Raw genomic sequence first — 13327 nt, 5'->3', positions numbered from 1 at the left:
GACCACGCCCCGGCCCGACCGGACGACGACCCCAGGGTCCTAGCCGGTCAGCGCGGCCAGCTGAGCCTCGCGCTCACCGACCTGCGCCAGAAGCTGCTCGGCGATCTCCTCGAGCAGCCGGTCCGGATCGTCCGGAGCCAGCTTGAGCATCGAGCCGATCGCGCTCTCCTCCAGCTCACCGGCGATGAGCGTGAGCAGTTCCTTGCGCTGGGAGAGCCATTCGAGGCGGGCGTAGAGCTCCTCGCTGCGGCTCGGCTTCCACTCCTCCGGCACGGGACCGGCGGCCCACTCCTCGGACAGCTCCCGCAGCAGACCCACATCGCCCTGCGCGTAGGCGGCATTGACCCGGGTGATGAACGCGTCGCGCCGCGTGCGCTCGTCCTCCTCCTGCGCCAGGTCGGGGTGGGCCCGACGGACGAGTTCGCGGTAGAGCTTGCGCGCCTCGTCACTGGGGCGGACCCGCTGCGGGGGCCGCACGGGCTGGTCCGTGAGCATCGCCACGGCCTCCGGGAACAGTCCCTCCGAGTCCATCCAGCCGTGGAACAGCTCCTCGACGCCCGGCATCGGCATGACCCGCGCCCGCGCCTCGGCGGCCTTCCGCGCGTCCTCCGGGTCACCGGTCCGGGCGGCCTGCGCCTCGGCGATCTGCGCCTCCAGCTCGTCGAGCCGCGCGTACATCGGCCCGAGCTTTTGATGGTGCAACCGCGAGAAGTTCTCCACCTCGACGCGGAAGGTCTCCACGGCGATCTCGTACTCGATCAGCGCCTGCTCGGCCGCGCGTACGGCCCGCTCCAGCCGCGCCTCGGGCCGCGCGTCCTCACCGACCGCTCCACCCGCACCCCCACCGGCCACCGCATCCGGGTCCGGACCTGCCGCCGTACCGGCGTCCTCACCGGCCGCCGCGTCCGGGTCCTGACGCGCGGCCGTAGCCGCGTTCTCACCTGCGGCCGTACCGGCGCCCTGACCGGCCGCCGCGTCCCGGCCGGTGTCATCACCATGACCGGTCTGATCGGCCTGATCGGCCTGATCACTCCGGGCAGCCGGGTCGCTCGGCCCGCCCGAGGGCCGAGGTCCCGGCCCGTCGTCCGGCCGAGGCCTCTCAGCGCTGCGGGACCGGGCGTCCTCCGCCGCGTGGGCGGCCTCCGCTTCGGTGCGGTCGGGCTGGCTGTGCTCGGCTTCCGGGGTCGTCACCCGCCCAGCCTAGGCCACGGACCGGCACACCTCCCGGCCCCAGCCCATCCCACCACCCTGGACGGCACACACCCCGGTCCCACCCGCCCCGCACCGCCGCGTCCCGCACGTCACACGCCCAGCTCCGCCGCGACGCGGCCCTCCCCGACCGCCGCCACCAGCTCCGCGTGGTCCGCCTCCGTACGGTCGGCATAGACGACGGCGAAGGAGGCCAGCGCCTCGTCCAGCTCCTCGCTCTTGCCGCTGTAACCGGCGATCAGGCGCGGGTCGGCACTGTGCGCGTGGGCGCGGGCGAGCAGCGCGCCGGTGATCCGGCCGTAGTCGTCGATCTGGTCGACGGCGAGAGCCGCGGGATCGACGCTGCCCTTGCGATTGCGGAACTGCCGTACCTGGAAGGGCCGTCCGTCGACCGTCGTCCAGCCCAGCAGGAAGTCGCTCACGACCTGTATGCGCTTCTGGCCCAGGACCACGCGGTGACCCTCGTGGTCCGCCTCGGGCACGGCGAACCCCGCCGTTCCGAGGTGCGGGACCAGCGCCGAGGTCCGCGCCTCCTTGACCTGGAGGACGAGCGGCTCCCCGCGATGGTCCAGGAGCAGGACGACGTACGAGCGGGTGCCGACACTGCCGGTGCCGACGACACGGAAGGCGACGTCGTGCACGGCATAGCGGGCGAGGAGCGGGAGGCGGTCCTCCGTCAGGGTCGTCAGATAGTCCTCGAGCGACGCCGCGACCGCCGCCGCCTCCGCGTCGGGCACGCGGCGCAGCACCGGCGGTGCGTCCACGAACCGCCGGCCGCCCCCCTCCACCGCCTCGGTCGACTTCTCCGCGAACCGTCCGCTGGTGTTGGCCCGCGCCTTCTCGGAGACCCGCTCCAGGGTGCCGAGCAGATCGTGGGCGTCGGTGTGCGAGACGAGTTCCTCGTCCGCGATGGCGTTCCACGCGTCGAGGACCGGCAGCTTCGCGAGCAGGCGCATGGTGCGGCGGTAGGCGCCGGCCGCGTCGTACGCCGCTTTCCGGCAGGTGTCCTCGTCCGCCCCGGCCTCCCGGCCCGCGAGCACGAGGGAGGCGGTGAGCCGCTTGAGGTCCCATTCCCAGGGGCCGTGCACCGTCTCGTCGAAGTCGTTCAGGTCGATGACCAGGCCGCCGCGGGCGTCGCCGTACAGGCCGAAGTTCGCCGCGTGGGCGTCGCCGCAGAGCTGCGCCCCGATGCCGGTCATGGGGGTGCGCGCGAGGTCGTAGGCCATGAGTCCGGCCGAACCGCGCAGGAAGGCGAAGGGTGAGGCCGCCATCCTGCCGACACGGATGGGGGTGAGCCCGGGGATACGGCCCTGGTTGGAATGCTCGACGGCGGTCACCGCGTCCGGCCGGCCGGCATCGAGCGTCAGCCCGGCGTGCGCGGCGCGCGGCACCCGCCGCCGCAGCGCCTTCCCCTCGGCCTTCGGCCCCTCGTGCGTGCCCGCCGCCTCGCCCGACCCGTCGCGAGCCTCCCCCGCGAACCCGGGCACGCGGAAAACCCTGTGCGCCCGCTGCGCCGCGCCCTCTGAACCGACCTCGGTCATCCCGACCGCCTCCCCCGTGCCCGAACATCAACTCGTGATGACCGTACCGCCGACGGCCGAGCCACGTCAGAGCCTGTGGACAACCCCGCGGCGCGGCTATTTCCCGGGGCAGGAACCCCTCTCGGGGAGATAGCGCTCCGCCCAGACCCCGAGTTCCTTGAGCGCCGGTTCCAGCGCGGCGCCCGCCTCCGTCAGCCGGTAAGCGACCCGCAGCGGGGGACCCTCGTCCACCTCGCGCACGACCAGTCCCGCCGCGCCCAGTTCCGTGAGCCGGTCCGACAGCATGCGCTCGCTGATGCCGGGGATGGCCCTGCGCAGCTGGGCGAAGTGCACCGGCCGTTGCAGCAGCACGGCCACGACCAGGCCCGTCCAGCGCTTTCCGAGCAGCTGGAAGACCCGCGTCATCCCGTCGTCGACCTTCTGACACGGCCCTGCGTCGCGGCTCCCCTGCTCTGCCATGACTCCAGACTACTGCGTTCACACTAGGGGGTGAAAAAAAGTAAGGAGCTGTGTTATCTCTAGTTAGGCACGAATCAGAAGCCCGGCATCCGGGCTGCTCCGTCATCCCCTGGAGATCCCATGGCCACGCTGCTGCACATCGACTCGTCCGTGTTCCCCGCCCCCGCGTCGGCCTCCCGCGCGGTGGCGGACGCCTTCCGCACGGCCTGGGAGGAGCAGCACCCGAACGGCACGGTGATCCACCACGACCTCGCCGCGCACCCCGTCGCGCACATCACCGCCGACGCCCACACCGCCGGCTTCGCCGCCCCGGACACGCACACCCCGGAGCAGGCCGCAGCCTTCGCCGAGCGCGCACGGCTCATCGAGGAGCTGGAGCAGGCGGACGCCGTCCTGATCGGCGCCCCGATGCACAACTTCTCGATCCCCTCGACCCTCAAGGCCTGGCTGGACAACGTCATCCTGATCGGCCGTACCGCCATGGCCGAGGACTCGAAGATCAAGGGCACCCCGGTCACGGTCATCGCCAGCCGCGGCGGCTCCTACGCGCCGGGCACCCCCCGCGAGCCCTACGAGTACGTGCAGAACTACCTGCGGGCCGTCCTCGGCGACACGCTCGGCCTGGACGTCCACTTCATCGTCCCGGAGCTGACGATGGCACCGCACAACCCGGCGATGTCCGAACTGGTCCCGCTCTCCGAGGCCTCCCGCGCCCAGGCGCTCGAGGCGGCCACCGCACGGGCCAAGGAGCTCACGGCCCGCCTCGCCGCCTGACCGCACCCCGCGAGACGACCGGCCGCGCCGGAACCACGGCAGCACACACCGCACCCCGGCCGCTCGTGTCGTCCGGAACCGACTCGCCCGTCGCGCTGCGGGCAGTGATATACCTCACCGCCCGCAGCGACCAGGACCGTCCCGTCCTGTCCCTGAGCCGGCTCTCTTTGGAGCTGACGCCTCTGGGCAACGAGAAACGGACCCCTTCTCCGACTTTCGTCGGAGAAGGGGTCCGTTCGCTGTGCGCGAGGGGGGAGTTGAACCCCCACGCCCTTTCGGGCACTGGAACCTGAATCCAGCGCGTCTGCCTATTCCGCCACCCGCGCATTGGGTGTGTCTTCCGGTCCCTCACCAAGTGGTGCGAGCCCCTGTCGACATGCAGAAGATTAGCACGCCGTCCGGGGTGGAATCACATCCCTTTCCCGGCCCCCCGCAGCTCCGGCAGCCATGGCCGGCGGAGCGCCCACCGGGGTCCACGGCGTCCCGCGGGCACCTCGGATCCGGCCGGCGGCCACCCATGAGGACACGGCAGGGGAGCCCCCGCCCCCGCTCCGCCGGTCCCACTCGGCCCCTGGCGGCCCCGGCGGCCCCACCCCGTCTCCTCCCGCCCCCTTTGCGCGTACCGACAGAACCGGTTCACGTATCAACCTCGTACCGGTCCTGGCCATCTGTACAGGAGCCGGACAAGGTGCACAGCCAGGTGCGGGACACTGGTCCCGGGCCACCTCTACGATCCTTGCCTGAAGGAGTTCGAAGAAGGGCTCCGGAGGGAACTTCGGGAGGGGACCTCGGCTCGGGACCGCGGAAGGTGTCGACACTCGTCGACCGGGCCGACAGGGGGAACCACCCGATTTCCCGGCGCGTGGATACGATCAGTAAGCAGTACCAGGACGAAGACGATCAGCAGAACGCCGTAAGTGGCACCGCGCTGGGCAGTAGACAGTGGGTGGCACGGCGGCGAGCAGCACCGGCGGTGCCGCATCCGGCGGCACGGCAGGCAGTACAGGCGTAAGCGGCACACTGGACGACGTCTAAGGAGGAGGTGCCCCATGGGAGTCCTGAAGAAGTTCGAGCAGCGTCTCGAAGGTCTGGTCAACGGCACCTTCGCCAAGGTGTTCAAGTCCGAGGTCCAGCCCGTGGAGATCGCGGGAGCGCTCCAACGCGAGTGCGACAACAACGCCACGATCTGGAACCGCGAGCGGACCGTCGTGCCCAACGACTTCATCGTGGAGCTGAGCACGCCGGACTTCGAGCGCCTCAGCCCCTACTCGGGTCAGCTCGGCGACGAGCTCGCCGGCATGGTGCGCGACTACGCCAAGCAGCAGCGTTACACCTTCATGGGCCCCATCAAGGTCCATCTGGAGAAGGCCGACGACCTCGACACCGGTCTGTACCGGGTGCGCAGCCGTACGCTCGCCTCCTCCACCAACCAGCAGTCGCCCGCGTCCGCCCCGGCGGGCCCCGCGGGCCCGGCCGCGGGACGCCCCGGGGGGTACGGCTACCCGCCGGCCGCCCAGTCCGCGTCCGCTCCCCCCATGCCGTCCGCGCCGCCGCCCGGCGGCCGTCCCGGCGCCGCTCCCGTGGGGCCGCGCGCCGCGGCAGCCGCTGTGCCGGGCGCGAGAACGCGGCACTGGATCGAGGTCAACGGCTCACGCCATCAGATCTCCCGCCCGACGCTGGTGCTGGGCCGCAGCACCGAAGCCGACGTGCGGATCGACGACCCCGGCGTCTCGCGCCGGCACTGTGAGATCCGGACCGGAACGCCCTCGACGATCCAGGATCTCGGGTCCACCAACGGCATCGTGGTGGACGGGCAGCACACCACCCGCGCTACGCTCCGCGACGGCTCGCGGATCGTCGTGGGCAGCACCACCATCATTTACCGGCAAGCCGAAGGGTGAAGCGGGGGCAATGTCAGAGCTGACCCTCACGGTCATGCGGCTGGGTTTCCTGGCCGTACTGTGGCTGTTCGTGATCGTGGCCGTGCAGGTCATCCGCAGCGACCTGTTCGGAACGCGCGTCACCCAGCGCGGCTCGCGCCGGGAAGCCGCGCGGCCGCAGCAGGCCGCGCGCCAGACGGCGCCTCCGCAACAGCGCCAGCAAGCGGCGCCGAGCGGCGGCGGCCGCCAGCGCCGCGGCGCCCCCACCAAGCTGGTCGTCTCGGAGGGCACCCTCACGGGCACGACCGTCGCGCTCCAGGGCCAGACCATCACCCTGGGCCGCGCGCACGACTCCACGATCGTCCTCGACGACGACTACGCGTCCAGCCGGCACGCCCGGATCTATCCCGACCGGGACGGCCAGTGGATCGTCGAGGACCTCGGCTCCACGAACGGCACCTATCTCGACCGGGCCCGGCTCACGACTCCCACACCGGTCCCGCTGGGAGCGCCGATCCGCATCGGCAAGACCGTCATTGAGCTGCGGAAGTAGTACTACGTCATGAATAGGCGCGAGCGGAGCGAGCACGCAGCGGCGGTCCACACGACGGACCCCGGCGCGCTCCCGACCGGAGGGTGGGCACCGTGCGGATGTACCCGGAGCCGACGGGCGAGGTGCGCATGAGTCTGTCACTGCGCTTCGCCGCCGGATCGCACAAAGGCATGATCCGCGAGGGCAACGAGGACTCCGGTTACGCCGGTCCGCGGCTGCTCGCGATCGCCGACGGGATGGGCGGCCAGGCCGCCGGCGAGGTCGCCTCCTCCGAGGTGATCTCCACCATCGTCGCGCTCGACGACGACGTGCCCGGCTCCGACATCCTCACCTCGCTCGGCACCGCCGTGCAGCGCGCCAACGACCAGCTCAGGATGATGGTCGAGGAGGACCCCCAGCTGGAGGGCATGGGCACCACGCTCACCGCCCTGCTGTGGACCGGACAGCGCCTCGGTCTCGTCCACGTCGGCGACTCACGCGCCTACCTGCTGCGCGACGGGGTCCTCACCCAGATCACGCAGGACCACACCTGGGTGCAGCGCCTCGTCGACGAGGGACGCATCACCGAGGAGGAGGCCACCACCCACCCGCAGCGCTCCCTGCTGATGCGCGCGCTGGGCAGCGGCGACCACGTCGAGCCGGACCTGTCCATCCGCGAGGTCCGCGCCGGCGACCGGTACCTGATCTGCTCCGACGGTCTGTCGGGAGTCGTCAGCCATCAGACGATGGAGGACACCCTCGCCAGCTACCAGGGCCCCCAGGAGACCGTGCAGGAGCTCATCCAGCTCGCGCTGCGCGGCGGCGGCCCCGACAACATCACCGTGATCATCGCCGACGTCCTCGACATCGACAGCGGCGACACCCTCGCCGGCCAGCTCTCCGACACCCCGGTCGTGGTGGGCGCGGTCGCCGAGAACCAGCTCCAGGCGCACGACAACGGCGCCATGCAGACGCCTGCGGGGCGCGCCTCGAACCTCGGCCGCCAGGTGCCCGGTCAGGGCGGCGGCGGCGAGTTCGGCCCGCCCGGCAGCGGCGACACCACCGGTTACGTCCCCGCCGGCAGCTTCGACGGGTACTCGGACGAGGACTTCGTGAAGCCGCGCTCGGGGCGCAGGTGGCTGAAGAGGTCCTTCTACACGGTGCTCGCGCTCGGCGTCATCGGCGGCGGCCTGTACGGCGGCTACCGCTGGACGCAGACCCAGTACTTCGTCGGCGCCCAGGGCGAGCACGTCGCGCTGTACCGGGGCATCAGCCAGGACCTGGCCTGGGTCTCGCTCTCGAAGGTGGAGAAGGACCACCCCGAGATCGAACTCAAGTACCTGCCGCCGTACCAGCAGAAGCAGGTCAAGGCGACCATCGCCGAGGGCGGCCTCAGCGACGCGCAGTCGAAGATCGACGAACTGGGCGTGCAGGCGTCCGCGTGCAAGAAGAACGCCGAACGCCGCTCCGCCGCCGAGAAGAACGCCAAACCCGGCGCGGGCGAGGCCGGTGGCGTCACGGGAACCACAAAGACCTCGCTGACGTCCAAGGCCACATCGTCGCCGACGCCCAACCCGTCGGCGTCACAGCCCTCGTCCTCCAAGTCCAAGACCGCACCCACTCCCACACCCGGCCCCAGCCTCTCCGAGGAAGAGCAGAAGCTGGTCTCGCTGTGCGGTAAGCAGTAAGCAGCCGTGAGGGGCCCTGTCACACCATGAGCAGTAGTACGAACTCGTCGACGCACAACACGTCCACGATCGGCTCGATCGGTACGCCGAGCCGCCGCAACACCGAGCTGGCACTGCTGGTGTTCGCCGTAGTCATCCCGGTGTTCGCCTACGCCAACGTGGGCCTCGCCATCAATGAGACGGTGCCGCCAGGTTTGCTGAGCTACGGTCTCGGCCTCACCCTCCTCGCCGGCGTCGGCCACCTCGTCGTGCGCAAGTTCGCGCCGTACGCGGACCCGCTGCTGCTGCCGCTGGCGACGCTCCTCAACGGACTCGGTCTGGTCGTCATCTGGCGGCTCGACCAGTCCAAGCTGCTCCAGTCGATCGACCAGGCCGGCGGCGCCGCGCCCCGCCAGCTGCTGTACACCGCGCTCGGCATCGCGATGTTCGCCGTCGTGCTGATCTTCCTGAAGGACCACCGCGTCCTCCAGCGCTATACGTACATCTCCATGGCCCTGGCCCTCGTCCTACTGCTGCTGCCGCTGGTGCCGGGACTCGGGTCCAGCGTCTTCGGCGCCAAGATCTGGATCAAGATCCCCGGCATGGGCACCCTCCAGCCCGGCGAGTTCGCGAAGATCGTCCTCGCGGTCTTCTTCGCGGGCTACCTCATGGTGAAGAGGGACGCGCTCGCGCTCGCCAGCCGCCGCTTCATGGGCCTGTACCTGCCTCGCGGACGCGACCTGGGCCCGATCATCGTGGTCTGGCTCATCTCGATCCTGATCCTGGTCTTCGAGACCGACCTCGGTACGTCGCTGCTGTTCTTCGGAATGTTCGTCATCATGCTGTACGTCGCCACGGAGCGCACCAGCTGGATCGTCTTCGGTCTGCTGATGTCCGCGGCCGGCGCCGTCGGCGTCGCGAGCTTCGAATCGCACGTCCAGCAGCGCGTCCAGGCCTGGCTCGACCCGATGCGCGAGTACACACTCAGCCAGTCCGGCGCCCCCGGCGTCCACTCCGAGCAGTCCATGCAGGCCTTGTGGGCCTTCGGTTCCGGCGGCACCCTCGGAACCGGCCTCGGCCAGGGCCACTCCGACCTCATCCGGTTCGCCGCCAACTCCGACTTCATCCTCGCCACCTTCGGCGAGGAGCTCGGCCTGGCCGGCGTCATGGCGATCCTGCTGATCTACGGTCTGATCGTGGAGCGCGGCGTGCGCACCGCCCTCGCCGCCCGAGACCCCTTCGGCAAGCTCCTCGCCATCGGCCTGTCCGGCGCCTTCGCACTCCAGGTCTTCGTCGTCTCCGGCGGTGTGATGGGCCTCATCCCCCTGACCGGTATGACCATGCCGTTCCTGGCGTCCGGCGGTTCCTCCGTCCTCGCAAACTGGGCCCTCATCGGCATCCTGATCCGCATCAGCGACACCGCGCGCCGCCCGGCGCCCGCCCCCGCCCCGAACCCCGACGCCGAGATGACCCAGGTGGTCCGACCGTGAACAAGCCCCTGCGCCGGATCGCACTCTTCTGCGGGCTGCTCATCCTCGCCCTGCTCATCCGCGACAACTGGCTCCAGTACGTCCAGGCCGACAGCCTCAAGGACGATCCCAAGAACCGCCGCGTCGCCATCTCCCGCTACGCCACCCCACGGGGCGACATCATTGTCGACGGTGATCCGATCACCGGATCGACCAAGACGAGCGGTGACGGCTACAACGACTTCGACTACAAGCGCACGTACAAGAACGGCGCGATGTGGGCGCCCGTCACCGGCTACGCCTCCCAGGCCTTCGGCGCCACCCAACTGGAGTCCATCGACGACGGCATCCTCACCGGCAACGACGACCGGCTCTTCTTCCGCAACACCCTCGACATGCTCACCGGCAAGAAGAAGCAGGGCGGCAACGTCGTCACCACGCTCAACGCGGCGGCGCAGAAGGCCGCGTACCAGGGTCTGCTGAAGCAGGGCAAGGGCGCGGTCGCCGCGATCGACCCGCAGACCGGCGCCATCCTCGCCCTCGCCTCCACTCCCTCGTACGACCCGTCGACGTTCGCCGGCAACTCCACGAAGGTCGACGGCAAGGCTTGGAACAAGCTCCAGAAGAAGAACAACCCCAACGAGCCGATGCTCAACCGGGCGCTGCGCGAGACCTACCCGCCGGGCTCCACCTTCAAGGTCGTCACCGCCGCCGCGGCGCTGGAGAACGGCAAGTACACCAGCGCGGACGAGAAGACCGACTCGCCGCTGCCGTACACCCTGCCGAACACGAACACCGAGCTGAAGAACGAGGGGAACATCCCCTGCAAGAACGCCACCATGCGTGAGGCGCTCCGGGTCTCCTGCAACACCGTCTTCGGCAAGATCGGCGCCGACCTCGGCCGGGACAAGATGGTCGAGCAGGCCGAGAAGTTCGGCTTCAACGAGGAGCAGTTCACGCCGGTGCGCGCCAGCGCCTCGATCTTCCCGACCAAGATGGACAAGCCGCAGACCGCGCTCAGCTCCATCGGCCAGTTCGAGACGGCCACGACCCCTCTCCAGATGGCCATGGTCGCCTCGGCCGTCGCCAACAACGGCACGCTCATGAAGCCGTACATGGTCGACAAGCTCCAGGCCCCGAACCTGGACGTCATCGAGCAGACCGAGCCCGAGAAGATGAGCGAGCCGCTCTCCGAGGAGAACGCCCAGATCCTCCAGTCGATGATGGAGACGGTCGTCAAGAAGGGCACCGGCACCCAGGCGCAGATCAACGAGGGCGGCATCACCGTCGGCGGCAAGACGGGCACCGCCCAGCACGGCGTCGACAACAGCGAGAACCCCTACGCCTGGTTCATCTCCTACGCCAAGCAGAGCGACGGCAGCTCCCCGGTCGCCGTCGCCGTCGTGGTCGAGGACGAGAGCGCCAACCGTGACGACATCTCGGGCGGCGGTCTCGCCGCGCCCATCGCGAGGGACGTGATGAAGGCAGTGATCGACAGCAAGAAGTGACCCCCGTCACGCCCGCCGCACATCGGTGCACGTTGCGATACCGGTCCTGCATCGGGTGACGGTCTTGGCCAGGTCACACAAGGCGAGCCGGGTACCGTATGCCCGGACAGCACACCGCCGGACCCACAAAGGTGCGGTCGGGACTGACGGAGAGGGCTGGTAGGTAGCTATGGAAGAGCCGCGTCGCCTCGGCGGCCGGTACGAGCTGGGCCATGTGCTCGGCCGTGGTGGCATGGCCGAGGTTCACCTCGCCCACGACACCCGGCTCGGCCGCACCGTAGCGGTGAAGACGCTTCGCGCGGACCTCGCGCGCGATCCGTCGTTCCAGGCCCGCTTCCGCCGGGAGGCCCAGTCGGCCGCCTCGCTCAACCATCCCGCGATCGTCGCCGTCTACGACACCGGCGAGGACTACATCGAGGGCATCTCCATCCCGTACATCGTGATGGAGTACGTCGACGGTTCCACGCTGCGCGAGCTGCTGCACTCCGGGCGCAAGCTGCTGCCCGAGCGCACCCTGGAGATGACCATCGGCATCCTCCAGGCCCTCGAGTACTCCCACCGCGCCGGCATCGTCCACCGTGACATCAAGCCGGCCAACGTCATGCTCACGCGCAACGGCCAGGTCAAGGTCATGGACTTCGGCATCGCCCGCGCCATGGGCGACGTCGGCATGACGATGACGCAGACCGCGGCGGTCATCGGCACCGCCCAGTACCTCTCGCCGGAGCAGGCCAAGGGCGAGCAGGTCGACGCCCGCTCCGACCTGTACTCCGCCGGCTGCCTGCTGTACGAACTGCTGACCGTGCGTCCGCCGTTCGTCGGCGACTCCCCGGTCGCGGTGGCCTACCAGCACGTGCGCGAGGAGCCCCAGCCACCGAGTGTCTTCGACCCCGAGATCACGCCCGAGATGGACGCCATCGTCCTCAAGGCGCTGACCAAGGACCCCGACTACCGCTACCAGTCCGCCGACGAGATGCGCATGGACATCGAGGCCTGCCTCGACGGCCAGCCCGTCGCCGCCACGGCCGCCATGGGCTCCGTCGGTTACGGCGGCTACCCCGACGACCAGCCGACCACGGCCCTGCGCTCCACGGACGGGCAGGCCACGTCGATGCTGCCCCCGATGAACCCGGACGACGGCGGGTACGACGACCGCCCCGACCGCCGGCGCCAGAAGAAGACGAACACCTCGACGATCCTGCTGGTCGTGGCGGGCATTCTGGTCCTCATCGGCGCGATCCTGATCGGCATGTGGGCCTTCGACGGCAAGGACTCGGCCGACGAACCGTTCCCCGCGCCGAACTTCGTGGGCCAGTCCCGGGCGGACGCCACGACCTTCGCGGAGAACCGCGACCTGGTGCTCACGTTCACGAAGAAGGCCTGCGAGAAGCAGAAGACGGGCAACATCTGCTCGCAGGACCCGAAGGAAGGCGTGGAGGTCAACAAGGGCGACACCATCAACCTGGTGGTGTCGACGGGTGCGCCGAAGGTCACCGTCCCCGACGTCCAGGGTCTGTCCTACAGCAAGGCCAAGGCCCGGCTCACCGCCAAGGGCTTCGAGGTCGAGCGGAAGAACCAGGAGTCCACACAGAGCGAGGGCGTCGTCATCGGCCAGGACCCCGGGGGCGACACGGAGCTGGAAAAGGGCACGACCATCACCCTGACCGTGGCGGTGGAGAAGAAGCAGGCCACCGTGCCGGACGTCCAGGGCAAGAGCTGTGACGAGGCCAAGCAGCAGATGCAGGCCAACAACCTCGCCGGCGAGTGCCAGGAGGTCGAGACGGACGACGCCTCGAAGGTCGGCAAGGTCATCCAGACCGCCCCGTCGGCCAATTCGCAGGTCGACCCGGGCACGAAGGTCACCATCCAGATCGGCAAGGCCGCCGAGAAGCAGAAGGTGGCCGTGCCCGCCCTGACCGGTCAGCGCCTCAAGGACGCCAAGAAGGCCCTCGAGGGCGCGGGCCTCCAGGTCGGCAACATCAACGGTTCCAGCGATGACAACGCCATCGTCCTGGTCACCGATCCGGGGGCCGGCAGCCAGGTCGACCAGGGCACCGCGATCAACCTGAACACCACGGGCGGCGGCGGCGACAACGGCGGCGGCAACGGCAACGGCGGCCTCTTCGGCGGCATCAACGGCACGATGTTCCGCACCGACTAGTCCCCCGCCCGGATCCGGTCCGGCGTACGGGAGAGCCCCGGCATCCACGAAGGGTGCCGGGGCTCTCCCGTACGACGTGCTGCGGTGGCTCTCCCGTACGTACGGGTCCGGTGGCTCTCCCTGGCGA

10 protein-coding genes and 1 tRNA gene are annotated in these 13327 nt (G+C 70.0%); 7 read left to right on the top strand and 4 right to left on the bottom strand.

What is annotated here, in order from left to right:
- Positions 1–39: 39 nt before the first annotated feature.
- From AC0ZLC_RS18500 to AC0ZLC_RS18490, 3 genes are all read right to left on the bottom strand, one after another.
- Entirely contained in the window at positions 40–852 is an 813-nt protein-coding gene (locus AC0ZLC_RS18500) for a hypothetical protein (protein WP_476753140.1), read from the bottom strand.
- A gap of 449 nt (positions 853–1301) precedes the next feature.
- Positions 1302–2750: a DUF2252 domain-containing protein gene (locus AC0ZLC_RS18495; RefSeq protein ID WP_476753054.1), complete on the bottom strand. Its 1449-nt coding sequence runs from the start codon at positions 2748–2750 to the stop codon at positions 1302–1304.
- Positions 2751–2846: 96 nt separating this feature from the next.
- Positions 2847–3209, bottom strand: coding sequence for a winged helix-turn-helix transcriptional regulator (locus AC0ZLC_RS18490; protein ID WP_476753053.1), 363 nt, complete (start codon positions 3207–3209; stop codon positions 2847–2849).
- A 120-nt stretch (positions 3210–3329) separates the two neighbouring features.
- Between AC0ZLC_RS18490 and AC0ZLC_RS18485 the strand changes: the two genes are divergently transcribed.
- Positions 3330–3983, top strand: coding sequence for an FMN-dependent NADH-azoreductase (locus AC0ZLC_RS18485; RefSeq protein WP_476753052.1), 654 nt, complete (start codon positions 3330–3332; stop codon positions 3981–3983).
- A 242-nt stretch (positions 3984–4225) separates the two neighbouring features.
- Here the strand turns inward: AC0ZLC_RS18485 and AC0ZLC_RS18480 are convergent.
- Positions 4226–4309 (bottom strand) — tRNA-Leu (locus AC0ZLC_RS18480).
- Positions 4310–5032: 723 nt separating this feature from the next.
- Between AC0ZLC_RS18480 and AC0ZLC_RS18475 the strand changes: the two genes are divergently transcribed.
- The 6 genes from AC0ZLC_RS18475 (at position 5033) to pknB (ending at position 13200) form a co-directional block, all read left to right on the top strand.
- Complete coding sequence (locus AC0ZLC_RS18475) at positions 5033–5884, top strand: FhaA domain-containing protein (RefSeq protein WP_476753051.1); 852 nt, start codon at positions 5033–5035, stop codon at positions 5882–5884.
- A 10-nt stretch (positions 5885–5894) separates the two neighbouring features.
- Positions 5895–6416, top strand: a complete 522-nt coding sequence (locus tag AC0ZLC_RS18470) for an FHA domain-containing protein FhaB/FipA (protein WP_476753050.1) — start codon at positions 5895–5897, stop codon at positions 6414–6416.
- 128 nt (positions 6417–6544) lie between these two features.
- Positions 6545–8083, top strand: coding sequence for a Stp1/IreP family PP2C-type Ser/Thr phosphatase (locus AC0ZLC_RS18465; RefSeq protein ID WP_476753049.1), 1539 nt, complete (start codon positions 6545–6547; stop codon positions 8081–8083).
- Positions 8084–8109: 26 nt separating this feature from the next.
- Entirely contained in the window at positions 8110–9552 is a 1443-nt protein-coding gene (locus tag AC0ZLC_RS18460; protein ID WP_476753048.1) for an FtsW/RodA/SpoVE family cell cycle protein, read from the top strand.
- On the top strand, positions 9549–11039 hold the full coding sequence (locus AC0ZLC_RS18455; RefSeq protein ID WP_476753047.1) for a peptidoglycan D,D-transpeptidase FtsI family protein: 1491 nt from the start codon (positions 9549–9551) through the stop codon (positions 11037–11039). The genes AC0ZLC_RS18460 and AC0ZLC_RS18455 overlap by 4 nt, the downstream gene beginning before the upstream one ends.
- A 169-nt stretch (positions 11040–11208) precedes the next feature.
- Complete coding sequence (pknB, locus tag AC0ZLC_RS18450; RefSeq protein WP_476753046.1) at positions 11209–13200, top strand: Stk1 family PASTA domain-containing Ser/Thr kinase; 1992 nt, start codon at positions 11209–11211, stop codon at positions 13198–13200.
- The last annotated feature ends 127 nt before the right edge of the window (positions 13201–13327 follow it).

The organism is Streptomyces sp. GLSS-08 (assembly GCF_056387915.1).
The sequence above is the reverse complement of the archived record's forward strand: the minus strand, read 5'-3'. Positions and strand labels throughout refer to the sequence as shown.